Source organism: Streptomyces sp. NPDC001868, assembly GCF_040297125.1.
In the GTDB taxonomy this organism is placed as follows: domain Bacteria; phylum Actinomycetota; class Actinomycetes; order Streptomycetales; family Streptomycetaceae; genus Streptomyces.
In genome coordinates this window covers 169,662-193,825 of sequence record NZ_JBEOYO010000006.1, presented here as the reverse complement: position 1 = coordinate 193,825, position 24,164 = coordinate 169,662, and the positions used below count along the sequence as shown (strand labels likewise).

Annotated in this window: 26 protein-coding genes and 1 riboswitch; of the genes, 13 read left to right on the top strand and 13 right to left on the bottom strand. The window is 71.8% G+C overall.

The window, feature by feature from the left end; genetic code table 11:
- The first annotated feature begins 3 nt into the window (after window positions 1-3).
- The gene (locus ABT147_RS09995; RefSeq protein ID WP_351403862.1) at window positions 4-378 is read left to right on the top strand and encodes a fic family toxin-antitoxin system, toxin component; all 375 of its coding nucleotides are present in this window, start codon (window positions 4-6) and stop codon (window positions 376-378) included.
- Here the strand turns inward: ABT147_RS09995 and ABT147_RS09990 are convergent.
- Together ABT147_RS09990 and ABT147_RS09985 are read right to left on the bottom strand one after the other, a co-directional pair.
- The gene (locus tag ABT147_RS09990; protein WP_351403859.1) at window positions 347-1,033 is read right to left on the bottom strand and encodes a class I SAM-dependent methyltransferase; all 687 of its coding nucleotides are present in this window, start codon (window positions 1,031-1,033) and stop codon (window positions 347-349) included. The two genes, ABT147_RS09995 and ABT147_RS09990, sit on opposite strands and share 32 nt — an antisense overlap.
- Before the next feature lie 127 nt (window positions 1,034-1,160).
- Window positions 1,161-1,847, bottom strand: a complete 687-nt coding sequence (locus ABT147_RS09985; RefSeq protein ID WP_351403857.1) for an esterase/lipase family protein — start codon at window positions 1,845-1,847, stop codon at window positions 1,161-1,163.
- 169 nt (window positions 1,848-2,016) lie between these two features.
- Here ABT147_RS09985 and ABT147_RS09980 point away from each other — a divergent pair, with 169 nt between their 5' ends.
- Window positions 2,017-4,173, top strand: a complete 2,157-nt coding sequence (locus ABT147_RS09980; RefSeq protein WP_351403855.1) for a LuxR C-terminal-related transcriptional regulator — start codon at window positions 2,017-2,019, stop codon at window positions 4,171-4,173.
- A gap of 105 nt (window positions 4,174-4,278) precedes the next feature.
- Here ABT147_RS09980 and bioD read toward each other — a convergent pair whose 3' ends face one another.
- From bioD to bioB, 3 genes are read right to left on the bottom strand one after another with little or no spacing between them, the layout of a single operon-like run.
- A complete protein-coding gene (gene bioD / locus ABT147_RS09975) occupies window positions 4,279-5,004 on the bottom strand; it encodes a dethiobiotin synthase (protein WP_351403853.1) in 726 nt (241 codons plus the stop codon).
- A 1-nt stretch (window position 5,005) separates the two neighbouring features.
- A complete protein-coding gene (locus ABT147_RS09970) occupies window positions 5,006-6,313 on the bottom strand; it encodes an adenosylmethionine--8-amino-7-oxononanoate transaminase (RefSeq protein WP_351403851.1) in 1,308 nt (435 codons plus the stop codon).
- Complete coding sequence (bioB, locus tag ABT147_RS09965) at window positions 6,306-7,568, bottom strand: biotin synthase BioB (RefSeq protein ID WP_351403849.1); 1,263 nt, start codon at window positions 7,566-7,568, stop codon at window positions 6,306-6,308. Before bioB ends, ABT147_RS09970 begins: the two co-directional genes overlap by 8 nt.
- 197 nt (window positions 7,569-7,765) lie before the next feature.
- Here bioB and ABT147_RS09960 point away from each other — a divergent pair, with 197 nt between their 5' ends.
- Window positions 7,766-8,896: an 8-amino-7-oxononanoate synthase gene (locus ABT147_RS09960; protein ID WP_351403846.1), complete on the top strand. Its 1,131-nt coding sequence runs from the start codon at window positions 7,766-7,768 to the stop codon at window positions 8,894-8,896.
- A 57-nt stretch (window positions 8,897-8,953) separates the two neighbouring features.
- Here ABT147_RS09960 and ABT147_RS09955 read toward each other — a convergent pair whose 3' ends face one another.
- Both ABT147_RS09955 and ABT147_RS09950 read right to left on the bottom strand, forming a co-directional pair.
- A complete protein-coding gene (locus ABT147_RS09955; RefSeq protein WP_351403844.1) occupies window positions 8,954-9,178 on the bottom strand; it encodes a DUF397 domain-containing protein in 225 nt (74 codons plus the stop codon).
- Window positions 9,179-9,187: 9 nt separating this feature from the next.
- Window positions 9,188-10,048 carry a helix-turn-helix domain-containing protein gene (locus tag ABT147_RS09950; RefSeq protein ID WP_351403842.1) on the bottom strand — a complete coding sequence of 287 codons (861 nt, stop codon included), beginning with the start codon at window positions 10,046-10,048 and terminating at the stop codon, window positions 9,188-9,190.
- Between the two features lie 263 nt (window positions 10,049-10,311).
- Between ABT147_RS09950 and ABT147_RS09945 the strand changes: the two genes are divergently transcribed.
- Entirely contained in the window at window positions 10,312-10,770 is a 459-nt protein-coding gene (locus ABT147_RS09945) for an ATP-binding protein (protein WP_351403840.1), read from the top strand.
- On the opposite strand, the gene ABT147_RS09940 is transcribed toward ABT147_RS09945, so the two are convergent.
- The 4 genes from ABT147_RS09940 to ABT147_RS09925 all read right to left on the bottom strand — a co-directional run bounded on the left by ABT147_RS09940 (window position 10,742) and on the right by ABT147_RS09925 (window position 13,350).
- A complete protein-coding gene (locus ABT147_RS09940; RefSeq protein WP_351403837.1) occupies window positions 10,742-11,287 on the bottom strand; it encodes a DUF6328 family protein in 546 nt (181 codons plus the stop codon). The two genes, ABT147_RS09945 and ABT147_RS09940, sit on opposite strands and share 29 nt — an antisense overlap.
- Window positions 11,288-11,369: 82 nt before the next feature.
- Window positions 11,370-11,843, bottom strand: coding sequence for a C40 family peptidase (locus ABT147_RS09935; protein WP_351403835.1), 474 nt, complete (start codon window positions 11,841-11,843; stop codon window positions 11,370-11,372).
- A 3-nt stretch (window positions 11,844-11,846) separates the two neighbouring features.
- A riboswitch (cyclic di-AMP (ydaO/yuaA leader) is annotated at window positions 11,847-12,017 on the bottom strand.
- Window positions 12,018-12,389: 372 nt separating this feature from the next.
- Window positions 12,390-12,707: a hypothetical protein gene (locus ABT147_RS09930; protein ID WP_351403832.1), complete on the bottom strand. Its 318-nt coding sequence runs from the start codon at window positions 12,705-12,707 to the stop codon at window positions 12,390-12,392.
- 7 nt (window positions 12,708-12,714) lie between these two features.
- Entirely contained in the window at window positions 12,715-13,350 is a 636-nt protein-coding gene (locus ABT147_RS09925) for an ATP-dependent Clp protease proteolytic subunit (protein ID WP_351404101.1), read from the bottom strand.
- 445 nt (window positions 13,351-13,795) lie between these two features.
- Between ABT147_RS09925 and ABT147_RS09920 the strand changes: the two genes are divergently transcribed.
- Window positions 13,796-14,074, top strand: coding sequence for a type II toxin-antitoxin system Phd/YefM family antitoxin (locus tag ABT147_RS09920; protein WP_351403830.1), 279 nt, complete (start codon window positions 13,796-13,798; stop codon window positions 14,072-14,074).
- A gap of 244 nt (window positions 14,075-14,318) precedes the next feature.
- Here ABT147_RS09920 and ABT147_RS09915 read toward each other — a convergent pair whose 3' ends face one another.
- A complete protein-coding gene (locus ABT147_RS09915; RefSeq protein WP_351403828.1) occupies window positions 14,319-15,437 on the bottom strand; it encodes an ABC transporter permease in 1,119 nt (372 codons plus the stop codon).
- Between the two features lie 166 nt (window positions 15,438-15,603).
- On the opposite strand from ABT147_RS09915, the gene ABT147_RS09910 reads away from it, so the two are divergent.
- The 8 genes from ABT147_RS09910 to ABT147_RS09875 all read left to right on the top strand — a co-directional run bounded on the left by ABT147_RS09910 (window position 15,604) and on the right by ABT147_RS09875 (window position 23,007).
- Window positions 15,604-16,233, top strand: coding sequence for a TetR/AcrR family transcriptional regulator (locus ABT147_RS09910; RefSeq protein WP_351403826.1), 630 nt, complete (start codon window positions 15,604-15,606; stop codon window positions 16,231-16,233).
- A 131-nt stretch (window positions 16,234-16,364) separates the two neighbouring features.
- A complete protein-coding gene (locus ABT147_RS09905; protein WP_048819736.1) occupies window positions 16,365-16,667 on the top strand; it encodes an urease subunit gamma in 303 nt (100 codons plus the stop codon).
- A 10-nt stretch (window positions 16,668-16,677) separates the two neighbouring features.
- The gene (locus ABT147_RS09900) at window positions 16,678-16,989 is read left to right on the top strand and encodes an urease subunit beta (protein WP_351403823.1); all 312 of its coding nucleotides are present in this window, start codon (window positions 16,678-16,680) and stop codon (window positions 16,987-16,989) included.
- The gene (locus ABT147_RS09895) at window positions 16,982-18,703 is read left to right on the top strand and encodes an urease subunit alpha (RefSeq protein ID WP_351403821.1); all 1,722 of its coding nucleotides are present in this window, start codon (window positions 16,982-16,984) and stop codon (window positions 18,701-18,703) included. Before ABT147_RS09900 ends, ABT147_RS09895 begins: the two co-directional genes overlap by 8 nt.
- 90 nt (window positions 18,704-18,793) lie before the next feature.
- Window positions 18,794-19,468: an urease accessory protein UreF gene (locus ABT147_RS09890; RefSeq protein ID WP_351403819.1), complete on the top strand. Its 675-nt coding sequence runs from the start codon at window positions 18,794-18,796 to the stop codon at window positions 19,466-19,468.
- 318 nt (window positions 19,469-19,786) lie between these two features.
- Complete coding sequence (gene ureG, locus ABT147_RS09885; RefSeq protein WP_351403817.1) at window positions 19,787-20,476, top strand: urease accessory protein UreG; 690 nt, start codon at window positions 19,787-19,789, stop codon at window positions 20,474-20,476.
- The gene (locus tag ABT147_RS09880) at window positions 20,473-21,249 is read left to right on the top strand and encodes an urease accessory protein UreD (protein ID WP_351403815.1); all 777 of its coding nucleotides are present in this window, start codon (window positions 20,473-20,475) and stop codon (window positions 21,247-21,249) included. The genes ureG and ABT147_RS09880 overlap by 4 nt, the downstream gene beginning before the upstream one ends.
- 165 nt (window positions 21,250-21,414) lie before the next feature.
- The gene (locus ABT147_RS09875) at window positions 21,415-23,007 is read left to right on the top strand and encodes an alpha/beta hydrolase (RefSeq protein ID WP_351403813.1); all 1,593 of its coding nucleotides are present in this window, start codon (window positions 21,415-21,417) and stop codon (window positions 23,005-23,007) included.
- Window positions 23,008-23,097: 90 nt separating this feature from the next.
- On the opposite strand, the gene ABT147_RS09870 is transcribed toward ABT147_RS09875, so the two are convergent.
- A complete protein-coding gene (locus ABT147_RS09870; protein WP_351404099.1) occupies window positions 23,098-24,123 on the bottom strand; it encodes an NAD-dependent epimerase/dehydratase family protein in 1,026 nt (341 codons plus the stop codon).
- Between the last annotated feature and the right edge of the window lie 41 nt (window positions 24,124-24,164).

The following is a 24,164-nucleotide window of genomic DNA, read 5'->3' as shown; positions in this document are numbered from 1 at the left end:
CCCTTGAGTCAGCTCCGCATCGACCTCGCCTGGCTCCTGATGGTCGCCGAACGCAAGACGCCCGGAGACCCCCAGGTCACCGACTGGGGCGCCCTCGTCGCGGCCGTCGCCCGGCACGAGGCCCAGATCTTCGACGTCCCCGTCTACGACACCCCGCACGCCCGGGCCGCCGCCCTCCTCCAACTCCTCATGCACGTCCCGGCGCTGGAGCGCTCCAACGCCCTCTTCGCCTCCGCCGTCGCCTACGGCTACCTCGTGGCCAGCGGCGTCAAGGTCGTCACCTCCGCCGAACAGGTGCGCGAACTGGCCAGGCTGGTGAAGAGCGGCGAGGCCAGCGTCCACGACATCACGCGGGAGCTGCGCCAGTGGAGTCTGTGACCTCCGGCCGCCGGGCCCGGCCCACCACGCAGTAGGAGCTGGGCAGCCGCGGCCCCCGCTCGGGCACCAGGACCTCGCGGACCGGCCCGATCTCGAAGCCGGCGGCCCGGATCATGGCGGCCGGGTCGCGGGACACATGGCAGCCGCCGAACAGCAGCGGCCACACCGTGCCGTCCAGCGCCCGCTGGGCCGTCCGCATCGCCCGTCCGCCGCCCCGGCCGTGTTCGAAGAACCGCAGCTCACCGCCGGGGCGCAGCACCCGCCGCACCTCGTTCAGCGAACGCCGTACGTCCCGCACACTGCACAGCACCAGCGACACCACGGCCGCGTCGAACGCCTCGCTCTTGACCGGCAGCGCCTCCGCCGCGCCCGGCACCACGTCCACGGGCACCTCGGCGCGCAGGGCGGTCTCCAGGGCCAACCGCCGCAGGGAGTGCTCCGGTTCGATCGCCACCACCTCCGAGACCGTGCTCGGGTAGTGCGCGAAGTTCAGACCGTTCCCGGCGCCGATCTCGATCACCCGTCCCGACAGGCCGGCGAGCAGCTCGTCGCGCAGGGGGCCGATCCTCGGCTCCGCCGACACGCTGAGTCTGGCGTAGAACCGGGCGAAGAGGGGGTGGTGCACGGCGTCCTTCGTGGCGCGGGCGCGGGCCATCGGGACCTCCCGAAGAGGACGGCAGATACCGCGATTGTCCCCCGGGAAGCACCGGCTCACCCGTCGCACGGCCGTGGGGAACGACTGTGCGACGGGTGCGGGGCGTACGACGTACCGGACCGGCCGGTCAGGCGATGAAGGCCCGGACCTGCTCGTAGATCCCCTCGTCGTTGTTCATCTCGTTGTGCGCGACACAGCCGACCTCGACGTTCGTCGCGCCGCTGAGGATCGCGGAGGTGTCCGGGGTGAGCGCGTCGTCGCAGTTCGACCAGTAACTGGCGTACGACACACTGCCCGGCGTCTCGTCACCGGAGTTGAGCGAGGTCAGGAACGAGCTGCCGGTGTACATCTCGCCACAGGACGTGTAGAGCCAACGGCACCAACCGGCTACGGACGTCCCGTGGTTCACACCGGCCGTGGAGACGAAATCGTCCACGTACGCCGTCCCGCCGAGGTTCTTGAGGTAGTAGCGCGAGCTCAGCGCGCCCATCGAGTGGACGACCACGTCGACCTTGGAGGCGCCCGTCGCGGCGCGCACGCTCTCGATCTTGGTCTTGAGCTGCGCGGCCGTCGTGACATTGGACTGGCCCCAGTCGTAGGACCAGGCGTGCAGCTCCGAGGACGTGTAGCCGTCCGCCTTGAAGTACGAGACCCAGTCGTCCCAGCTGCTGGACGAACTGCTCAGACCGTGCACGAAGACCACGGGGTTGTGGGTCGCGGCCTGAGCGGAGGTCGCGGAGAAGGAGAGCGACAGAAGGAGCGTGGTGGTCACGGTCGCGAGGGCCGTGGCGATACGGCGCATGCTGCGCTGCATGGTGCCTCCTGAAACGGGTGGGGTTCGTCAGGAGTGTCAGGCGGGTCTACGCGCGCCGCATCGGTGTAATCGCCGGTCTTTACTGGCCGGTTAACTCGCCAGTAGCGTGATGAGTGTGGTGACTCCGGTGAACCCCCCGCACCTTCCGCATCGCTCGCCACCGCCCCCCATGAACGTGTGGACGAGCCCGAACACAGCGTCGGCCGCCGCGCCCACGCTGTCCGAAGGCGTGCGCGTACGTCTGTTGCACGCCGCCCACGGCGATCCGCGGGCCGCCGCGGAACTCGCCGCCGCCCTGACCCGGCGCCAGCTCGCGGGCCTCGACCCGCTCCCCGCCGAGCCCTTGGCGCTGGCCCCGGCCCTGCTGCGCACCCACCGGCGGGACGTACGGGCCCTGCCCGACGACACCCGCTTCCTGCTGCTCCTCGCCGCCGCCGACCAGTACCCGGTCCCGACGCACGCCTACGCGCGAGCCGTCACGGCGGCCCGCCTCGACACCCGCCCCCTCGACACGGCCGAGGGGGCGGGTCTCGCCCACGCCACGGCCCAGGGCATCGTCTTCCGCGACGCCTGGACCCGGATCGCCGTATACGAATCGGCGTCCATGGCCGACCGGCGCGAGGCCCACCGCCTCCTCGCCGCGGTCCTCAGCGGCGAGGGCGAGAGACCCGGCCGGTCCTGGCACCGGGCCGCCGCCGCCCTCGGACCCAGCCGCCGCCTCGCCGCCGAACTCCGTCTGGCGGCACGGGTGGCACGTGCCATCGGCGACCCCACCCTCGCCTCCGCCCTCGCCGAACGCGCCGCCGGCCTCACCCCCGAACCGGCCGAACGCCCGCCCCTGCTCGCCCAGGCCGCCGCCGAGGCCTGGCAGTCGGGCGACGGCGACCGGGCCCGCCGCCTGGTCGCCGCCACCGACGACGACGCACTCGGCGGACTGCTCGCCCTGCGCGCCGGAAACGCGGCCGAGGCCTTCGACGCCCTGCTCACCGCCACCGTCCGGCACGTCGGCGACCACACCCCGGACCGGGCCGCCCATCTGCTGGCACGAGCCACCGAGGCCGCCATCTACACCGGGGACCTCCGCCGCTGCCGGGAGGCCGCCGCCGTCGCCGACAGCCTCGGCATCCTGCCGCCCAGCACCCTCGGCGCACTCACCGCCGCGTTCGAAGGACGCTACGACGACGCCCGGGACGTCCTCGAACGCGCCGCCGGACGCTGCGGCCCCGGCGGCGACCCCACCCAGCTGATCCACTCCGGGATCGCCGCCCTCCTCCTCGGCGACCACACCCTCGCCTACACCGCCACCGCCCGCGCCGCCGCCTCGGCCCGCGCCCGGGGCGAGACGGTGACCGTGCCGCAGGCCATGGAGTTCCGGGCCTACGCCGAGTTCTGGACCGGCCGCCCCAAGGCCGCCGAGGCCGCCGCCCTGGACGCCCTGCGCCTGGCGTACGCCACCGGGCAGGACAACGGGGCCTGCCATCTCCAGGCCGCCCTCGCGATGTTCGCCGCCGTCACCGGTGACGAACAGGTCTGCCGGGAGCGCGCCGAGTCCGCCCGCGCCTACGCCCTGGAGCGCGGCCTCGGACTGCCCGCCGCGCTCGCCATGTTCGCCCTCGCCTTCCTCGACCTGAGCACCGGCCGGTACGCCGCCTCGGCCGCCCGCCTCCGCGCGCTCGCCGGCTTCGGTCCCGGGCACGGGCACCGGGCCATCCGGCACATCGCCACCCCGCACTACGTGGAGGCCGCCGTCCGCACCGGCGACACCCGGGTGGCCCGCGCCGCGCACGCCGACTACGACCGCTGGGCCCGCACGGTCCGCAGCGCCGACGATCTCGCCCTCAGCGCCCGCTGCCGTGCGCTGCTCGCCACCGGGGAGGAGGCCGTCGAGCACTACCGCACCGCGCTCGACCTGCACGCGTCCGGCACCCGCGACTTCGAACGCGCTCGTACGGAACTGTTGTTCGGCAGTGCGCTGCGGCGGCTCCGCAACCGCACCGAGGCCCGTGACCGGCTCCACAGCGCCCTGGAGGCCTTCGACCACTTCGGCTCCCCGCACTGCGCGGCCCAGGCCCGGGCGGAGCTCCGGGCGCTGGGTGAGCGGGCCACCGCCGCGCCCGCCGAGGAGGACCTGGCGGCGCGGCTCACCGCCCAGCAACTGATGATCGCCCGCATGGCCGCGGAGGGCGCGACCAACCGGGAGATCGCGGCGAGGCTTCTGTTGAGCCCTCGCACGATCGATCACCATCTGCGGGGTGTGTTTTCGCGGTTGGGGATCAGGTCGAGGATCGAGTTGGTGCGGTTGTTGGGAGAACAATCCGCGCCGTAGGGGTGCTCACCTCGGTCGGCTGCGGGTTCGTCGTGGCTGGTCGCGCCCACGCGGCGAAGCCGCATATCGGCACAGCCCCGCGCCCCTTTGGGGCGCGGGTGGGCCTCAGAGTTCAGCGGGGCCTTGCCGTGCCGTGAACGTGTCGGCATCCCAGACGCCGTCCAACTCCGGCGCCAGCCAACCCGTGGCCGCCGCGCGGAAGTCGGCCGGAGCCAACGCCCCCGCCCCCGCAGGCACCGCCCCCAGCAAGGGTGCCCCCGCCACCACCGGCAGGTCCGCCAGGTTGCAGCGGGACGCCAGATCGGGCGTCTCGGGCCAGCTGCCGATGACGACGCCCGTCAACTCCAGGTCGCGCACGGCGAGTTCGCGGGCCGTCAGCTCGGTCGTGTTGAGGGTGCCGAGGCCCGCCGAGGCGACCAGCAGCACCGGTGCGCCGAGCAGGCGGGCCGTGTCCGCCAGGCTGCCGCCCGCCTCGTCGAACCGTACGAGGAGGCCGCCCGCGCCCTCGACCAGGACCAGGTCGTGGTCGACGGCCAGCTTGGCCGCCGCCTCGGCGACGTCCTCGGGGTGCACGGGCGGGAGACCGGACCGCCGGGCGGCGGTTCCCGGGGCCAAGGGTTCGGGATAGCGCGCGAGTTCACGTGCCGTCACAGCCCCCGCGAGCCGGGCCACCTCGTCCGCGTCGCCGCGCTCGTCCGGCCGTACGCCCGTCTGCGCGGGCTTGAGGACGGCCACGGACCGGCCGGAGGCCACGGCCACCGCCGCGACGGCCGCCGTGGTGACCGTCTTGCCGACCTCCGTACCCGTCCCCGTGATCACCAGGACCGTCATGTCATCCCTCCCGCACCGCCGCGCACACCGCGCGGGTGATCCGTGCCACGTCCTCGTCGCCCGTGACGTACGGCGGCATCGTGTAGACGAGGTCACGGAACGGCCGCAGCCACACGCCCTCGCGCACGGCGGCCCGCGTCGCCGTCGTCATGTCCACCGCGTGGTCCAGCTGCACGACCCCGATCGCGCCGAGGACCCGTACGTCCTTCACGCCCGGCACCTCGCGCGCCGGAGCCAGCCCCTCCCGCAGTCCCGTCTCGATCCGCTTGACCTCCGACAGCCAGTCCTGACCGAGCAGCAGCTCGATCGAGGCACAGGCGACCGCCGCCGCCAGCGGGTTGCCCATGAAGGTGGGGCCGTGGGCGAGCACCGGCACCTCGCCCCGGGAGATCCCGTCGGCCACCCGCGCGGTGCACAGGGCCGCCGCCATGGTCAGATAGCCGCCGGTCAACGCCTTGCCGACGCACATCACATCCGGCGTCACCGCCGCGTGGTCCGCCGCGAACAGCGCGCCCGTGCGCCCGAACCCGGTCGCGATCTCGTCGAACACCAGCAGCACGTCGTGCGCGTCGCACGCCTCGCGCAGCACCCGCAGATACGCGGGGGAGTGGAACCGCATCCCGCCCGCCCCCTGTACCACGGGCTCCACGATCACGGCGGCCAGCTCGCCGGCGTGCCGTTCGACCGCTGAGCGCAACTCCTCCGCGTACGACTCCTCGTACTCGGCCGGCGGCGGGTCCACGAACACCTGCCGGGGCAGGACGCCCTGCCACAGCTCGTGCATCCCGCCCTCGGGGTCGCACACCGACATCGGCTGCCAGGTGTCGCCGTGGTAGCCGCCGCGCCAGGTCAGCAGGCGCTGTTTGCCGGGGCGGCCGAGCGAGCGCCAGTACTGCAGGCACATCTTGACCGCGACCTCGACGGAGACCGAGCCGGAGTCGGCGAGGAACACGTGCTCAAGTCCCTCGGGCGACATGTCGACAAGGTGCTTCGCCAGCCGCACGGCGGGCTCATGGGTGAGCCCGCCGAACATGACATGGCTCATCCGGCCGAGCTGCTCGCGCGCGGCCTCGTTGAGGACGGGGTGGTTGTAGCCGTGGATCGCCGACCACCACGACGACATGCCGTCGACCAGCTCGCCCGAACCGTCCGCGAGCTTCAGCCGGACCCCGCTCGCCGACTCCACGACGAGCGGTTCCTGCCGGCCGGGCATGGGCCCGTACGGGTGCCACACATGCCGCCGGTCGAGCTCCAGCAGTTCCGGCACGCCGGGAGCGGACGGGGCGGACGGGCGGGGCAGATCAGGCATTGGGCGCGAGGTCGGTCCCGGCGCCCCGGCGGCGTACGGCCACGAGGTCGGTACGGGCCTCGCCGACCGAGGTCGCGGCCGCCGGGGTCGCGGTGGCCGGAGCCTCGGCGGACCCGCACACCCCACCCCCCGCGTGCGACCCACAACCCGCGCCCGCGCCCTCGTCCTCGTGCGCCCCGCAGCCGCCCCCGGCGTGCGACCCGCACCCGGCGCTCTCCCGCGACCCGCAGCCGCCCCCTACCGCGACGTGCGCCCGGTGCGCCGGCAGCGTCACCTGGTCGGCGCCCTCCACCTCGAACCCGGCGTCCGCGATCATCTCCAGGTCGGCCTTGCCGGCCTGGCCCTCGCTGGTGAGGTAGTCACCGAGGAAGATCGAGTTGGCGAGGTGCAGGGCGAGCGGCTGCATCGTGCGGAGATGGACCTCGCGGCCGCCCGCGATCCGTACCTCGCTGTCCGGGCAGACGAACCGCACCATCGCCAGGATCCGCAGACAGCGCTGCGGGGTGAGGTTCCACTCCTTGGCGAGCGGGGTGCCCTCGAACGGGATCAGGAAGTTGACCGGCACCGAGTCCGGGTCCAGTTCGCGCAGCGAGAAGACCACGTCGACCAGGTCCTCGTCGCTCTCGCCCATGCCCGCGATCAGACCCGAACAGGCCGACAGACCCGCCGCGTGCGCCTTCTGGACGGTGTCGACACGGTCGGCGTACGTGTGCGTCGTGGTGATCTCGCCATACGTCGCCTCGGACGTGTTCAGGTTGTGGTTGTAGGCGTCCGCGCCCGCTTCGCGCAGGCGTTCGGCCTGGCCGTCGGAGAGCAGCCCGAGACAGGCGCACACCTCGACGCCCTCGTTCTGGTCCTTGATCGTCTTGATGGTGTCGGAGACCCGGTCCACGTCCCGGTCGGTCGGGCCGCGCCCGGACGCCACCAGACAGACCCGCTTGGCGCCCCCGGCGAGCCCGGCCGCCGCCGCCTTCGACGCCTCGTCGGGTTTGAGCCAGGTGTACTTCAGGATCCCGGCGGTGGAGCCGAGCCGCTGGGAGCAGTAGGAGCAGTCCTCGGGGCAGAGGCCGGACTTGAGGTTGACCAGATAGTTCAGTTTCACCCGGCGCCCGTACCAGTGCCGGCGCACCTTCCCGGCCGCGGCCACCACGTCCAACAGCTCGTCGTCGGAGGTGCCGAGGACGGCGAGCGCCTCGGCACGGCTCAGCGGCTCGCGCCGGAGCCCCTTGTCCACCAGCGTGTTCAGCAGGTCCATGAGAGCCGATCCTGTCCTACCGGGCCGCTCCCGGCCAAGGAGAGTTCGGACAACAGAGTGGGATCGACGTGTGGGTATCACCACATCGTGGGCGGACGGTCGTGCCGTTAGTGTCTGTGCACTGCCTACAAAAGCCCTCGCCGTGCCGTCCACGACGGCGTGGCGTCGCGGGCTGCCCACACCACCCCGGAGGACCCATGGCGTTCGGCTGGATCGACGAGCAGGCGTCGGCGCGTCGCCGGGCCGGGCTCGTACGGACCCTGCGCCCCCGTCCGGCCCACTCACCGCTCCTCGACCTGGCGAGCAACGACTACCTCGGTCTCGCCCGGCACCCCGAGATCACCGAGGGCGCCGCCGAGGCCGCGCGCCGGTGGGGCGGCGGGGCCACCGGCTCCCGGCTCGTCACCGGCACCACCGAGCTGCACGCCGAGCTGGAACGGGAACTGGCCGACTTCTGCGGCTTCGAGGCCGCCCTCGTCTTCTCCTCCGGCTACGCGGCGAACCTCGCCGCCGTCACCGCGCTCGCGCCGCACGGCTCCCTGATCGTCTCGGACGCGGGCAACCACGCCTCCCTCATCGACGGCTGCCGGCTGGCCCGGGGCACCACCCAGGTCGTGGCCCACGCGGATCCGGAGGCGGTCCGCAAGGCGCTGGGCACGGGCGGCGGGGTGCCCGCCGTCGCCGTCTCCGACACGGTCTTCTCCGTGGACGGCGACGCCGCCCCGCTGGCCGGACTCGCCGCCGTCTGCCGGGAGTACGGTGCCGGGCTGATCGTGGACGACGCCCACGGGCTCGGTGTGCTGGGCGACGGGGGCCGGGGCGTGCCGCAGGCGGCGGGGCTCGCGGGCGACCCCGACGTCGTCGTGACGGTCACACTGTCGAAGTCGCTGGGCAGCCAGGGCGGTGCCGTCCTCGGCCCGGCGCACGTCATCGACCATCTGGTCAACGCGGCCCGGACGTTCATCTTCGACACGGGCCTCGCCCCGGCCGCGACCGGCGCCGCGCTCGCCGCGCTGCGGCTGCTGCGCCGTGAGCCGGAGCGTGCCGCGCGGGCCCGTGCGGTGGCGCGGGAGCTGCACACACGGCTGACGGCGTCGGGCCATGAAGCGGTGCGGCCCGACGCCGCCGTGGTGTCCGTACGCGCGCCGTCGCCGGATCAGGCGGTCCGATGGGCGGCGGACTGCCGGGCGGCGGGTCTCGCCGTCGGCTGTTTCCGCCCACCGTCCGTGCCCGACGGCATCTCCCGGCTGCGGTTGACCGCCCGCGCGGATCTCACACAGGGGCAGATCGACCGAGCCGTGGGGATCATCGGCGATACGCGACCGTGAGTCGGCGTCCCGGCCGAGCGTCGCCGCAAGCGGAAGTACACACGCTGTCGGTGGTGGTCACCGCAGCGTGGTGATGAATCCCTCCCAGGCGTCGGGGTCGAACAGCAGGGCGGGCCCCGCCGTGTTCTTGGAATCGCGGACGGCCACCAGGCCGGCCCAGCGGCCGGACCAGGGACGGGCCGTCTCCACGCAGTTGTTCATTCCCGTGCTGCGGCTGCTGCGCAGCCATCGCACACCGCGCAGTTCTGTACTGGTGGGTACGTTCCGAGGCAGTGCGGACATGGTGCCTCCTTACGCGCCGGCGGCTAGCCCGGCGATGTAATCCAACGAGTCCTCGGGCGAAAGGGCGTGGATCTGAAGGGTGTTGAAGGCCTCGACATACGCCTTGAGGTCTTCTTTCCGTTCGAGGTAGAGGCTACTCGTCAAGTGGTCGAGAACAACCACGTCCAGATCGGATGTGCTCGGAAATGAGAAAATTACGAAAGGTCCGGTGACGCCGATATGCGCCCCGGCAGTGAACGGGAGTACCTGCAGTCGCACCTGAGGAAGCCGCGCCGCCTCGACCAGACGGACCAGCTGCCGGGCCATGATCTCGGGACCGCCCACCTCACGTCGGAGAACGCCCTCGTCGAGCACGGCGCTCAGCTCCATCGGCGGTGTCCCGCGCAGAACTTCCTGCCGCGCGAGCCGCACCTCCACGAGCGCGTCGAGTTTGTCGTCTTCCAGCCCCTCCACCGCGGCCCGGGTCACCGCCCGCGCGTACTCCGGGATCTGCAGCAGACCCGGCACCACCGAGGTCTCCAGCGTCCGCATCCCCCCGGCCTGCGACTCCAGGCTGATGAAGTCCCGGTACGTCGGCGGCAGTACGCCCCGGTACGCGTGCCACCAGTTGTGCCGCCCGCCGCCGTCCTCGGAGCCCGCGAGCGCCAGGAGCAGCTCCCGTAACTCCGTGTCGTCGATCCCGTACGCGTCCAGCAGCTTGCGGACGTCCGCGGGCTTCACCCCGCTGGCGCCCGTCTCGATCCGGCTCACCTTGGACTGGTGCCAGCCCACGCGATGGGCCGCCTCGATACTGGTGAGCGCGGAACGGGTGCGCAGGAGGCGCAACTCGGCACCGAGCTTGCGGCGGCGCACCGCCGGACCGTACTGCATGGGATTCTCCTTCCGCCCGGCGCGCGAAGTCGGGGAGACGACAGTCGGGGGTGACGACAGAGGATGGACGAAGACCCCACCCAAATACGGTCGGCCGTCGGATAGTTCACCGCTTCGAGCGACAGATATATGCATATCTTGGTGGATCGCCACCCGAGACGGCCCAGGTAGTGGCAGTCTGGCGCGAAGCACCAGTCCGGGACCGTAGTCGAACCATCCGCTCCCTGTCGGACACCGGTCCCGTGGGAAAGGGACGCCTCGCCATGGCAGATCACCTGGAAGCATCCGTCACTCTGCCGAGCGATCCCGCCTCGGTGTCCGCAGCCCGGAACTACGTCGCCAGTGTGCTCGCCGAATGGGGTCTGCCGGGCGACACGGACATCGCGGACACCGTGCGCCTGATCGTGTCCGAACTCGCCACCAACGCCGTCCAGCACACGCTGGGGCAGTCACCCACCTTCACCGTGGACATGGCACTCGACCGGGACGAGCACCTGCGTATCGGCGTCACCGACAGCCATCCGCGCTTTCCCAAACGCCTGCCGGCCGCCGTCCAGCAGGACAACGGCCGGGGCATGGTCATCATCCGCTGGCTGACCGCCGAGTGCGGCGGCAGGCTGAGCGTCAGACCCACACGGGAGGGCGGCAAGACGGTGGCGATCGAACTGCCGTGGACGGTTCCCGTGCGGCCGGTCAGGACAGGCGGTCCGCAGGAACCCTGACGGAGTCCTCGCCCTGACGCGAGGCCGGCGAGTCGTCGTCGCGGTCGGCGCGTCCCACCAGCTTCGGGAGCAGGGCCCACAGGAACAGACAGACGGCGAGGGTGCCGGACCCGGCGATGATCCCGGCCGTCCGGTCGAGCGTCACATCCACGACCAGCAGCACGGATCCGGCGAAGGCCGGTATCAGCACCGCGAGGCCGGCGCCGGCCAGCCGGGACGAGACGCGGACGACGACGGGCTTGGCGTTCTGCCCGAAGAGCGAGCGGTGCAGTGCGGCCGGGGCGGTGAAGAGCGCCGCCGCGAGGACCGCGAGGAGCAGGGTGACGACATAGGTGGCGCGCTGTACGGAGTCGAGGTCCGGGAAGCGCGGGGTGAAGGCCAGCGTCAACAGGAACGCGAAGAGGATCTGCACCCCCGTCTGGGTGACCCGCAATTCCTGCAACAGTTCGGCGTAGTTGCGGTCGGCGCGCTCATGAGGCGTCTCGTCACGTGCGGGGTGGGTGCGTTCGTCGGCCATGGATGAACGGGTAACCAGTTTCGCCCCGGGCAAGCCCGTCGGGGGGGGGGGGGGGGGCCCCCCCCCCCCCCCCGACGGTGGGTCAGCGAACCCGGCCGTACCAGACGTTCTTCGTCCAGAGCTTCTGCAGCCGGACGACGTCACCCGTCTTCGGCGAGTGCCAGATCTTTCCCTTCCCCGCGTAGATGCCCACGTGGTAAACGCTGGAGCCCGAGTGGAAGAAGACGAGGTCTCCGAGCTTGCGGTTGCCCGCGGAGATGTGCTTCGTCTTGTTGTACTGCTGCTGAGCAGTACGAGGCAGCTTCTTGCCCGCCTTCTTGAACGAGTAGAGCGTCAGCCCGGAGCAGTCGAACCTGCCGGGGCCCGTGGCGCCGTACTTGTAAGGGGAGCCCTTCTTGGAAGCCGCGACCTTGAGTGCCTTCGACGCCACTGTGGCGGCCTCGGCGTCGGATGCGACGCCCGGGACCACGATGCTGCCGCTCACTGCGGCGATGGTGAGAGCCGAGGCCGTGCCGGCCCGGGTCAACAGCGACGGGACACGATTCAGCGCAGTCATGCGCAACCCTTCGTCAGCCGCCTGTGAAGGATGACCTGTCGGATTCGGGCTGGCGAAGTTGCCCGGCCGCTCGCGCGGCTTCACCCCAAGGGCTGCTCGGCGCGGTCATGGCTTGACCGTTCCGGCGACCCGTCGTGCCTGGGTCCTCCACTCCTGCCGATGCAATCCTGTCGACCGGTCATCCGGGCGGCGGCAGGACTCGGCGTCCACCCGGATCGCCCCGCCGCTGCGGCGGGGGCTTGTCGTCAGGAAGGGATCTTGGCGCACGGACGTCCGAAAATCCCAACGGAACCGTGGATTTGTGGTCTTACTCACCACTCGCCCGTTCGGGTGGACAGGGTGATTTTCCCTGGTGTGTCCAGGTGGTCGAGGAGGTCCGCACCAGCACCGGAATGATGTGTTCCGGCCATGTACCAGGCACGTTGCGCAACTTCACAGGTCCTCACGACGTATGGGCCGATGGGTCGATCGCGGTAGGCCGTCCGGAGGGCGCGAAACCCGGACCGGACGCTCCGTCAGTAGTACGGCGAGCGGCCCGGGATCGTTTCACGCGGGTGAGTCCTCCGGCTCCGGCGGCAGCGCCACGCGGCCCGCCCGCCGCTCCCCGTCGAGCACCCGCAGGGCTCGCGCGAGCGTCGGGGCGTGCACCTCGTTCTCCCCGCGCCTGTGCATCAGTTCGAGCGCGTCGCGCAGGGCGGTCGCCTTGGCGACGAGCGCCTGCGCCGCCCGCAACCCGCGGTAGGTGTCGTCCGCGCGCGCCGGATTGATCCGGCCGAGCAGGTCGACCACGTCCAGATAACGGTCGATCAGCTCCGCCTCGGCGCGCGTGAGCGCGGGCAGCGGAGGCAGTTCCGGTGGCAGCATCCGTGCCTCACCTCTCCCCGGGGGGCGTACGCGAGTCCCGGCGGCTCGGGATCACCCGGTCCGCCAGGCCGTACGCCACCGCCGCCTCGGCGTCGAGGAACTTGTCCCGCTCGATGTCGGCACTGATCCGCTCCGGGCTCTGTCCCGTGTGCCGGACGAGCATCTCCTCCAGTTTGCGGCGGTTGCGCGCCAACTCCTCGGCCTGGATCGTCAGATCGCTCACCTGCCCCTCCATCCGCTCGGCCACCGACGGCTGATGGATCAGCACCCGCGCCCCCGGCAGCATGAACCGCTTGCCCGGTGTCCCCGCCGCCAGCAGTACCGCGGCGGCCGAGCCCGCCTGCCCCAGACAGATGGTCTCCACGTCACAGGTGACGAAACGGATCGTGTCGTAGAGCGCGGTCATCGCGCTGAACGAACCGCCGGGCGAATTGATGTACAGCGAGATGTCGCTGTCCGGTGCCTGGTACTCGAGGTGCATGAACTGCGCCATCACGTCGTTCGCCGACATGTCGTCGATCGGCGTCCCGAGGAACACGATCCGTTCCTCCAGCAACTTCGAGTACGGATCCATGGTTCGGGTTCCCGCACTGGTGCGCTCGGTGAACTCGGGCAGCACATGACGGGCCGACGGTCGGTTCACGGGCATGGGGCGCGCCTCCTCTGATCGACTTCTGTACAGAATGTACAGGACGTACGAGGCGCTGGGGAGGGGAGTCCGGACGAAAGGCGGCGCCCCGGACCGAGGTGGTCCGGGGCGCCGTGAAGTGCGGGGCGCGCGAGTTCGGTTGACGGCCACGGGGGCCGGTCGGCCCGAGAAGGCTCCACGCTCAGACCGGAGCTCCCGGAGAACTCGGTGCCGGGCGGGAACTCCACCGCCGCCGCCCCGCTCTCGCTCTCGGCGCTCGCGCTCACCGCCGAGCCCGCCTGTGCCGTGCCGCTCGACGCGAGCACCGCTCCCGCCGCCGCCCATCCCGACGCCTCCCGCGGGAGGCCGAGCCCGAGCGTACGAACGGAGGGGGCGCCGTGGGCCAGAACGGGATCTTCCGCTCAGGGCGGCGCGGCGCGCCCGGTCTAAGCTGGACTCCATGGCCTACGAGATTCCGGTGACGCAAGCCAGGGCTGAGCTCGCCGATCTGATCAACCGCGTGGTCTACGGCGGCGAGCGCGTCGTCGTGACGCGGCACGGAAAGCCCCTCGTCGCCCTGGTCTCCGCCGCCGATCTGGAGCAGCTCGAAGCCCTCCAGGAACCCGCCGACGAGCCGGCGATCAGCGCGGTCGCCGCCGTCCGCGAGGTCGCGTCGGCACCGCGGGAACAGCAGCGGTTCGGGATCACGGCGGAGCATCGGGGGACGGGGGCTTCGTAGCTCCGGCGCGATCTGCTCGGCGTCCCCGGGCGCGGCACCCGATTCGGTACCGGCGCGGCATCGATGCGGTGACGATGCGGCGACGCGTCCGCCCGGCATTGCGTCCGCGCGGCGACGCGTCCGCACGACGATGTGGCAATGCGTCCATGCGGCGATGCGTCCATGCGGCGAAAGGCCGTGCGTCCCCGTCCGCTACAGCGGGGGCGCACGGCCGGTATCGGTGGTGGTGGGCGTCGGGCTCGGGTCAGTGCGCCGGGGCCGGGTCCGGGGCCGGTTCGGTGGTCGCCCGCTCCGTGGGCTTCGGGTGGCGCTTGAGCAGGTGGCCCAGGAGGACCGCCGCCAGGCCGAAGGTCGCCCATGCGGTCAGGACGAGGGTCGGGGCAAGGGCGGCGGCGCCGTCGAAGAACGACACCGAGCGCAGTAGTGACGCACCCGCGCCCGGCGGGAGGAGCTGGCCGAGGGTGCCCACGGGCTCGGGGAGCATCTGGGGTGCCGTGGCGGCGCCCGCGAAGGGGTTGCCGAGGAAGACGACCAGCAGCCCGCCCAGGCCGATGCCCGCCCGGCCGAGCAGCGCGGCGCATCCGGCCACGGTGGCGCCGACGGCCAGGGTCGCCAGGCTCAGCACACCGGCCTCGGCCCACCAGTTGCCGCCCAGTACGCCCAGCCAGCTGTCCGCGATCGTGGTGGCGACGATGCCGACCAGGACGGCGGCCCCGACCAGCGCGCCGGCCGCACGCCCCCGGCGCAGTCCGAACAGGGTGACCGCGGCACCGGAGACGGTGCCGGCCAGGGCCAGCGGCAGCACGCTCGAACCGAAGGCCGAGCCCCGCGGATCGTTCGCCGGGGCGGCCACCACATCGGTGGTCTCGACCTGGACACCCTCGGCGGCCGCCTGCTGGGTCACGGCCTGCTGCAGCAACTGGGCGACCATCGGACTCGCGGCCGAGGCGGTGAGCAGCTTGGGCCCGGCCTGGGTGACGACCACCGCGCCGTATACGGTCCGCGCCTCGATCGCGTCCCGGGCGGCCGCCTCGTCGGCGTAGCGGTGGATCTCGAAGGCGCCCTCGTGCTGCTGCAACTGCTGCTCGACCTGGGCGGTGGCGGTGGCGGGCCCGGCCACGCCGAGCGGCAGGTCGCGGGGCGCGGTGCGGGCGTTGGGCCAGGCGAAGGCCCAGAGCGCGAGCGCCGCGATGATCGGGATCAGGACGATGATCGCGACCATACGGCGGCTCGGGGGTGCCGAGTGGGCCGGGGTCGCAGTGCCGGTGGCTGCGGAAGTGGCGGCGGTGGCGGTGGCGGGGGTGGTGCCTGCGCCGGTGTCGGTGGCCTGGGCCGCGGTGGGTGCAGCGGACGGGGCGGACATGGTTCTCCTTGGTCGGGAGTGGTGGATAGGGGGAGTGGGAGCGGCTGAGTCGGTGGCTCGGTGACTCGCGACCGCTAAAAAGAAGGAGCGTTCGTTTTTCTTGACTTCACCATGGCCCCGGCGCTGCGCCTTGTCAAGAAGGAACGTTCGTTTTACGTTTGGCGGTATGCCCCGCGTATCCCAGGAGCGTCTCGACGCCCGCCGCCGCCAGATCCTCGACGCCGCCGCCCGCTGCTTCGCCCGCAACGGATTCCATGCCACCTCGATGCAGGACGTACTGAAGGAGGCCGACCTCTCCGCCGGGGCGGTCTACCGGTACTTCAGCGGCAAGGAGGAGCTGATCGCGGCGATCGTCGGCGCGGTCCTCGGCGAGGTACGCGAGTCGTTCGAGGAGGCCGCGCTGCAGAGCCCGCCTCCGCCGCCGGACGTCCTGATCGGGGCGGTCCTGCGCCGGATCCTGAACCGGGAGCCGGTGCTCGGGGAGGCGGGGGAGTCCCTGTATCCGCGGCTGATGGTCCAGGTGTGGGCCGAGACGCTGCGCAACCCCGAGCTGCACGCCATCCTCGAAGACGGGTTCGCCCAGGTCCGGAAGCCGTGGATCAAGATCGTCGAGGGGTATCAGGACGCGGGGATGATGCGTGCCGACATCCCGGCTCTCAGCGTGGCCCGCACGATGGTCGCGCTCGCCCAGGGCTTCGCGGCCCAGTACGCCCTCTTCGGCGACGTACCGATCCAGGTGGTGGAACTGGGTGTGAAGGCCCTGATGAGCATGGAGGACAAGGACGACCGGAACTGAGGGGATCACGGTCCGGTTAACGTCGCCGAAACGCCGCCCAATTAGCCTGCGGCCACGCCACCAGCGAATTTGCCCGGTGGTGAGGCAACCGGACCCCGCACGGTCCGGAGCGAGGATGTGAGGTGGACGCCGTGCAACTGACCCCGCACGAGCAGGAGAGGCTGCTGATCCATGTGGCGGCCGACGTGGCGGAGAAGCGCCGGGCCAGGGGCCTGAAGCTGAACCACCCCGAGGCCGTCGCGCTCATCACCGCGCATATCCTCGAGGGCGCGCGGGACGGTCGTACGGTGGCCGAACTCATGGCGTCCGGGCGGAAGTTGCTCACCCGGGACGACGTCATGGAGGGCATCCCCGAGATGATCCACGACGTCCAGGTCGAGGCGACCTTCCCGGACGGAACCAAGCTCGTCACCGTCCACGACCCGATCGTCTGAGGGGGCCTCGATGATTCCCGGAGAGATCCTCTTCGCCGAGGACCCGATCGTCTACAACGCGGGCCGTGAGGTCACCCGGCTCACGGTCCTCAACGCCGCCGACCGGCCCGTCCAGGTCGGCTCCCACTACCACTTCGCCGAGGCCAACCCCGGCCTGGAGTTCGACCGCGCCGCAGCGCGCGGGCTGCGGCTGAACGTCGCCGCCGGCACCGCCGTGCGCTTCGAGCCCGGGATCCCCGTCGACGTAGAACTCGTCCCGCTCACCGGCGCCCGTGTCGTGCCCGGACTGCGCGGGGAGACCGGAGGTGCCCTCGATGCCTGAGATCTCGCGTGCCGCGTACGCCGACCTGTTCGGCCCGACCACAGGTGACCGTATCCGGCTCGCCGACACCGACCTGCTCGTCGAGATCGAGGAGGACCGTTCCGGCGGGCCCGGACTCGCCGGTGACGAGGCCGTGTTCGGCGGTGGCAAGGTCATCCGGGAATCCATGGGCCAGGCCCGCGCTACGCGCGCAGAAGGCACCCCGGACACGGTGATCACCGGTGCGGTGATCATCGACCACTGGGGCATCGTCAAGGCCGACATCGGCATCCGCGACGGCCGGATCACCGGCATCGGCAAGGCCGGCAACCCCGACACCATGGACGGCGTCCACCCCGACCTGGTCATCGGCCCCGAGACGGAGATCATCGCGGGCAACGGCCGGATCGTCACCGCCGGTGGCGTCGACGCCCACGTCCACTTCATCTGCCCGCAGATCGCCGACGAGGCCCTCTCGTCCGGTGTCACCACGGTGGTCGGCGGGGGCACGGGACCGGCGGAGGGCTCCAAGGCCACGACCGTCACCCCCGGCCCGTGGCACCTCGCCCGGATGATGGAGGCGATGGAGCAGTACCCGCTCAACATCGGCTTCCTCGGGAAGGGCAACACCGTCTCGCACGAGGCGATGCTGTCCCAGATCCGCGGCGGCGCCCTCGGCCTGAAGCTGCACGAGGACTGGGGCTCCACCCCGGCCGTCATCGACGCGTCCCTGACCGTCGCCGACCGCACCGGCATCCAGGTCGCCATTCACACGGACACCCTCAACGAGGCCGGGTTCGTCGGTGACACGCTCGCCGCGATCGGTGGACGCGGCATCCACGCGTACCACACCGAGGGCGCGGGCGGCGGGCACGCGCCCGACATCATGACCGTGGTGTCCGAGCCGCACGTCCTGCCCAGCTCCACCAACCCGACCCGGCCCTACACCGTCAACACCGCCGAGGAACACCTCGACATGCTGATGGTCTGCCACCACCTGAACGCGGCCGTGCCGGAGGACCTGGCGTTCGCCGAGTCCCGCATCCGGCCGTCCACCATCGGGGCCGAGGACATCCTGCACGACCTCGGCGCCATCTCGATCATCTCCTCGGACGCGCAGGCCATGGGGCGGGTCGGGGAAGTCATCCTGCGGACCTGGCAGACCGCGCATGTGATGAAGCGGCGCCGGGGCGCGCTGCCGGGCGACGGGCGTGCGGACAACCACCGGGTACGTCGCTATGTCGCCAAGTACACGATCAACCCCGCCCTCGCGCAGGGACTCGCCCGTGAGATCGGCTCCGTCGAGACCGGCAAGCTCGCCGACCTCGTGCTGTGGGAGCCCGCGTTCTTCGGCGTCAAGCCGCAGCTCGTGATCAAGGGCGGGCAGATCGCGTACGCGCAGATGGGCGACGCTAACGCCTCCATTCCCACGCCGCAGCCGATCCTCCCGCGTCCGATGTTCGGGGCGATCGGGCGGGCGCCCGCCTCGAACTCGTTCAACTTCGTGGCACCGCTCGCCATCGAGGACGGGCTGCCGGAGCGGCTGTCGCTCGGGAAGCGGTTCGTCGCCATCGAGTCGACGCGCGGGGTCACCAAGGCCGACATGCGCGAGAACGACGCGCGGCCCGAGGTGCGGGTCGATCCCGACAGCTTCGCCGTACACATCGACGGGGAGTTGGTGGAGGCGACGCCGGCCGCCGAACTGCCCATGGCACAGCGGTACTTCCTCTTCTGATGGCCGGGGTGGGAGGCGGTGTGGCCGCAGTGGACCGCGTGAGGTGCCAGGTGCGATGCCCGGGGTTCGGGGGACATTTGGGGGGGTGTGGTGTCTAGGGCCGCGCTTCTCGTCCTGGCCGACGGCCGGTTTCCCGCCGGGGGGCACGCGCACTCCGGCGGGGCCGAGGCGGCCGTCAAGGCCGGGCTGATCACCGGGGCGGAGGGGCTGGAGGCGTTCTGCCGGGGGCGGTTGCACACGGCCGGGCTGGTGTCGGCGTCCCTCGCGGCCGCCGCCGCGCTGGGCAACGATCCGGTGGAGCTGGACGCCGCCGCCGACGCGCGTACGCCGTCGCTCGCGCTGCGGGTCGCTTCGCGGAAGCTGGGGCGGCAGTTGACTCGGGCGGTGCGGGCGACGTGGCCGTCGGGAGAGCTGGACGCGTTGGCGCGGGCGTTCCCCAAGGGGGCGCATCAGCCGGTGGTGTTGGGGGTGGCGGCTCGGGCGGCCGGGTTGGGGGCGGATGACGCGGCGTACTGCGCTGTCTACGAGAGTGTGAGTGGGGTGGCCAGTGCGGTGGTGCGGTTGTTGAGTCTTGATCCGTTCGATGCGAGTGGGGTGTTGGCGCGGTTGGCTCCCGAGATGGATGTGGTGGTGGGGGCGGCGGTCGATGCGGCTCGGGGGGTGGGGGGTGTGGGTGTGGGGAGCCTGCCTGCGGCTTCCGCGCCGTTGTTGGAGATCGGGGCGGAGGTGCATGCGGCTTGGTCCGTCCGGTTGTTCGCGTCCTGAGTTTCTTTCGCCCCCCGCCGCCCCTACCCGTCCCATCCCCAGGGGCGGTGCCCCTTCGACCCCCAACCTGCGGGTCCGGCGGGGGTTGCTCGCGCAGTTCCCCGCGCCCCTGAAAAGCAGGGGCTGCGCCCCATGCTTTTCAGGCCCGCAGCCCGTCACCTGTCAGGACCGCGAGGGTCGTGGTTTTTCAGGCCCGCAGGGGCCTGAATCTTGAGGGGCGCGGGGAACTGCGCGAGAAGCCCCACGCACCCGCACCCGCCAACGCACCCGAACCCCCGAGCTCTCCCGCGAGCCGCAGTCGAACAAGGAGTCGTAGTCATGCATCTTGGTCACGTCCATTCCCACGACGGCCCCTCCGCCGTCAGCGCTGACGCGCAGAGGCCCGACGGCAGCCGCCGGGCCCTGCGGATCGGGCTCGGCGGCCCCGTGGGGTCCGGCAAGACGGCGACCGTGGCCGCGCTGTGCCAGGCGTTGAGGGACGAGTTGTCGCTCGCCGTGGTGACGAATGACATCTACACGCGGGAGGACGCCGAGTTCCTGCTGCGCGAGGCCGTGCTGCCGCCGGAGCGGATCACGGCCGTGGAGACGGGCGCGTGCCCGCACACCGCGATCAGGGACGACATCTCCGCGAACCTCGAAGCGGTGGAGGACCTGGAGGACGAGGTCGGGCCGCTCGATCTGATCCTCGTCGAGTCCGGGGGCGACAACCTCACCGCCACCTTCTCCAAGGGTCTCGTCGACGCACAGGTCTTCGTCATCGACGTGGCCGGCGGGGACGACATCCCGCGCAAGGGCGGCCCCGGCGTCACCACGGCCGACCTGCTCGTCGTCAACAAGACGGACCTCGCGCCGTACGTGGGCTCCGACCTCGCCCGGATGGCCGCGGACGCGAAGGCGCAGCGGGCGGAGCTGCCGGTGGTGTTCCAGTCGCTGCGGAGCGAGGCCGGGGTCGGGGAGGTCGCCGCCTGGGTGCGGGAGAAGCTCGCGGCGTGGACGGTAGGAGAGTGACGGAACAGGCACGAGGGACCTCCGGCGTCAGGGCCACTGCCCGGATCGCGGCCCGCGTCGACGGGCGGGGCGGTACGGCCCTGCCCGTACTGGAGAGCGACGGACCGCTCGCGTTGCGCCGCACCCGGGGGAGCGGCGACGAGGCACGGGTCATGCTCGTCGGGGCCATGAGCGGGCCGCTGGGCGGGGACCGGTTCGCCGTCGAGGCGGAGGTCGGCGAGGGGGCCCGGCTGCGCGTCGGGTCGGCCGCCGCGACGATCGCGCTGCCGGGGCAGGCCAAGGGGGAGGCCCGTTACGACGTACGGATCGAGGTCGCCGACGGGGGCGAACTGCGGTGGCTGCCCGAGCAGTTGATCTCCGCGAACGGCAGCGAGCTGTGTGTGTCGACGCGGGTGGAACTCGCCGTCGGGGCCCGGCTGGTGTTCCGGGAGGAGCAGGTGCTCGGGCGGGTGGGGGAGGAGCCCGGACGTCTCACCAGTCGGCTCACCGTCGTGCTCGGCGGGCGGCCGTTGCTCGATCAGCAGGTGGCGTGCGGGCCGGGAGCGCCCGGCGGCTGGGACGGGCCCGCCGTGCTGGGCGGACACCGGGCGTTGGGGCAACTCGTCGTCGTACGGCCGGAGTTCGCCGAGAAAGCGCCCGGGCCCAGGGTGCTGGGGGAGACCGCCGTACTCACCCCGCTCGCCGGTCCCGCCGTGCTCGTCAGCGCACTCGCGCCCGACGCACTGCGGCTGCGGCGTGTGCTGGACGAGGCGCTCGCCGAGCTGGACGGTTGAGAACGGCCGGGCCTCGGGCATCCGCTGAACGGGACTTTCCGCACCGGTTATCGGATTAGTAAAGAACTGTTCGCTCCTCTGTTCTCAGGTGCCTCATAGGCACGAGGATCCCCCGTGACCATTCACATCTCGAAACGATGTACGGGGAGTTCCCTCTTGAGAGGTATGAGGCCGACCAGTAGGGCGGCAGCGTTCGGCTCCGCCGGACTGCTCGTCACGGCGACCCTGATAGCCGGCGCCGTCACCGCCCCCATGGCCAGCGCCGCGGACACCGCGGGCGCGTCGCAGGACCGCGAGGCCAAGGGTGTGGCCGTCGCCGCCGCGAAGGCGGCGAAGAAGGGCGTCAAGTGGCAGGACTGCCCTGAGAGTTGGGGCCTGGAGAAGCCGATCAAGTGCGGCTGGGTCACCGTGCCGCTGGACTACGCCAAGCCGAACGGCAAGCAGATCAAGCTCGCCGTTGACCGTATCGGCAGCACCGGTACGAAGGAGGAGCGCCAGGGCGCGCTCGTCTACAACCCGGGCGGGCCTGGCGGTTCGGGTCTGCGCTTCCCGCGCAGGGTCACGACCAAGGCCCCGCTGTGGGTCAACACGTCCAAGGCGTACGACTTCGTGGGCTTCGACCCGCGTGGTGTCGGCAAGTCGGCGCCCATCTCCTGCGTCGACCCGCAGGAGTTCGTGAAGGCGCCCAAGATGGACCCGGTCCCGGACTCCGAGGCCGACAAGCGCAAGCAGCGCAAGATCGCCGCCGACTACGCGGCCGGCTGCAAGAAGCGCAGCGGCGCGATGCTGCCGCACATGACGACGCCGAACACCGCGCGTGACCTGGACGTCATCCGGGCCGCCCTGGGGGAGAAGAAGCTCAACTTCCTCGGCGTCTCCTACGGCACGTACATCGGCGCCGTCTACGGCACCCTCTTCCCGACCCATGTCCGCCGCATGGTCGTCGACAGCGTGGTGAACCCCTCGCGCGAGAAGATCTGGTACCAGGCCAACCTGGACCAGGACGTCGCCTTCGAGACCCGCTGGAAGGACTGGACGAAGTGGGTCGCGGGCAACGACGCGACGTACCACCTCGGCAACACCCAGGCCAAGGTGCAGGCGAAGTGGCTGGAGCTGCGCGCCACCGCGAAGAAGAAGCCCCTCGGCGGGCTCGTCGGCCCGGCCGAGCTGATCTCCTTCTTCCAGAGCGCCCCGTACTACGACTCCGCGTGGGCGCCCACCGCGCAGGTGTGGAGCAAGTACGCCGCCGGTGACACCCAGGCGCTGGTCGACGCCGCGGCCCCGGACCTCACCGACACCGTCGGCAACGCGGCCTCGGAGAACGGCAACGCCGTCTACACGGCGGTCGAGTGCACCGACGCCAAGTGGCCCACCAGCTGGAAGAAGTGGGACCGCGACAACACCGAGCTGCACAAGAAGCACCCGTTCATGACCTGGGCCAACGCCTGGATGAACCTGCCGTGCGCGACCTGGCAGTCCAAGCAGTACACCCCGCTGGACGTGAAGACCAAGAAGGGCCTGCCGCCCGTCCTGATCGTCCAGTCCGAGCGGGACGCGGCCACGCCGTACGAGGGCGCCGTCGAGCTGCACAAGCGGTTCAAGGGCTCCCGTCTGATCACGGAGACGAAGGCCGGCTCCCACGGAGTCACCGGCCTGGTCAACCCGTGCGTCAACGAGCGCGTGGACAGCTACCTGCTCACCGGCAAGGTGGGCAAGGCCGACGTGAAGTGCGCCCCGCACGCCACGCCGACGCCGTAGGGCCATGAGAGGGGGAGGGGGCGACCGGAGAACTCGGCCGTCCCCTCCCCCCTTTGCTCACCCGGTCACCCGGTCTGACCGGTCACCCGGTCAGACCGGCCGCCCCGCCAGCCACGCGTCCTCCGCCGCGTAGTCGAAGAGATCGCCGTACACCTCGGCCATCCTGGGGTACGCCTCCCGCCAGTCCCGACCGCCGGCCAGCCGGCCCTCGATCCACGCGACCGTCTCCGGCAGCGACCGCTCGTACCGGACCACCGGGCGGTAGCCCAACTCCCGCTCCGCCGCCGCCATGTCGCAGACCACGGGCACCGGCACGGACCAGGGCGTGTCGCCCACGGTGGGCGCCGGGGCGGGGCCGTCCACGAGCACGTTCTCCGGCTCGACACCCATCACCGCGTCGATCGCGGCGGCGATCTCCACGACGGTCGGCGCCTCGGGGTCGACGGCGTTCAGCGCCCGCGACCCGGGCCGCGCGGCGGCCAGCCGGATCAGCTCGGCGATGTTGTGGACGCTCGCCGGATGGAAGCGGCTCTCCCCGCCGTACGCGAGGACCCGGCGGGTCCGGCCGTCCAGGTTGCGCTTGACGAAGTACAGCTCGCGCGGCGTACGGCAGTGCGGCCCGTGGATCGCGCCCGCGCGCAGCAGGGTCGTGGGCAACCGGTCGCCCCCGGCGAGGAGTTCACGCTCCAGCCCCGCCTTGCGCGTGCTGTACGAGGTGTCGTCCGGCCGGATCGTGCGCTGGCTCTCGGGGAGGGGCACGGGGTACTCGGGGAAGCCGTCCGGCTCCGCCTGGGTGTCGAAGTTACGGCCCTTGTCGTCCTCGTACACCGAGACGCTGGAGACGACGACCGCCGAGCCGACGCGGTCGGCCACCGCGAGCAACTGCCGGGCGTGTTCGGGGCCGTACGCCACCATGTCCACCAGCACGTCACAGCCGTCGCCGATCGCGGCCGTCAGCGCCGCGTCGTCACCGCGGTCCGCCCGTACGGCCCGTACGTCCTCGGGCCAGCCGTCGTCCCGGCCGCCGCCCCGCGAGACGGCCGTCACCGCCCAGCCGTCCCGCGCCAGCGCGCCCACGGCCACCCGGCCGATCTGTCCCGTCGCTCCGATCACCACTGCACGTCGTGTCATGCCCCGACCGTACGACGCCCGCGCCC

Coding starts and splice junctions, on each gene's coding strand:
- ABT147_RS09990 (WP_351403859.1), bottom strand. CDS start 1,033: ATGGCCCGCGCCCGCGCCACGAAGGACGCCGTGCACCACCCCCTCTTC.
- ABT147_RS09985 (WP_351403857.1), bottom strand. CDS start 1,847: ATGCAGCGCAGCATGCGCCGTATCGCCACGGCCCTCGCGACCGTGACC.
- ABT147_RS09980 (WP_351403855.1), top strand. CDS start 2,017: ATGAACGTGTGGACGAGCCCGAACACAGCGTCGGCCGCCGCGCCCACG.
- bioD (WP_351403853.1), bottom strand. CDS start 5,004: ATGACGGTCCTGGTGATCACGGGGACGGGTACGGAGGTCGGCAAGACG.
- ABT147_RS09970 (WP_351403851.1), bottom strand. CDS start 6,313: ATGCCTGATCTGCCCCGCCCGTCCGCCCCGTCCGCTCCCGGCGTGCCG.
- bioB (WP_351403849.1), bottom strand. CDS start 7,568: ATGGACCTGCTGAACACGCTGGTGGACAAGGGGCTCCGGCGCGAGCCG.
- ABT147_RS09960 (WP_351403846.1), top strand. CDS start 7,766: ATGGCGTTCGGCTGGATCGACGAGCAGGCGTCGGCGCGTCGCCGGGCC.
- ABT147_RS09955 (WP_351403844.1), bottom strand. CDS start 9,178: ATGTCCGCACTGCCTCGGAACGTACCCACCAGTACAGAACTGCGCGGT.
- ABT147_RS09950 (WP_351403842.1), bottom strand. CDS start 10,048: ATGCAGTACGGTCCGGCGGTGCGCCGCCGCAAGCTCGGTGCCGAGTTG.
- ABT147_RS09945 (WP_351403840.1), top strand. CDS start 10,312: ATGGCAGATCACCTGGAAGCATCCGTCACTCTGCCGAGCGATCCCGCC.
- ABT147_RS09940 (WP_351403837.1), bottom strand. CDS start 11,287: ATGGCCGACGAACGCACCCACCCCGCACGTGACGAGACGCCTCATGAG.
- ABT147_RS09935 (WP_351403835.1), bottom strand. CDS start 11,843: ATGACTGCGCTGAATCGTGTCCCGTCGCTGTTGACCCGGGCCGGCACG.
- ABT147_RS09930 (WP_351403832.1), bottom strand. CDS start 12,707: ATGCTGCCACCGGAACTGCCTCCGCTGCCCGCGCTCACGCGCGCCGAG.
- ABT147_RS09920 (WP_351403830.1), top strand. CDS start 13,796: ATGGCCTACGAGATTCCGGTGACGCAAGCCAGGGCTGAGCTCGCCGAT.
- ABT147_RS09915 (WP_351403828.1), bottom strand. CDS start 15,437: ATGTCCGCCCCGTCCGCTGCACCCACCGCGGCCCAGGCCACCGACACC.
- ABT147_RS09910 (WP_351403826.1), top strand. CDS start 15,604: ATGCCCCGCGTATCCCAGGAGCGTCTCGACGCCCGCCGCCGCCAGATC.
- ABT147_RS09900 (WP_351403823.1), top strand. CDS start 16,678: ATGATTCCCGGAGAGATCCTCTTCGCCGAGGACCCGATCGTCTACAAC.
- ABT147_RS09895 (WP_351403821.1), top strand. CDS start 16,982: ATGCCTGAGATCTCGCGTGCCGCGTACGCCGACCTGTTCGGCCCGACC.
- ureG (WP_351403817.1), top strand. CDS start 19,787: ATGCATCTTGGTCACGTCCATTCCCACGACGGCCCCTCCGCCGTCAGC.
- ABT147_RS09875 (WP_351403813.1), top strand. CDS start 21,415: ATGAGGCCGACCAGTAGGGCGGCAGCGTTCGGCTCCGCCGGACTGCTC.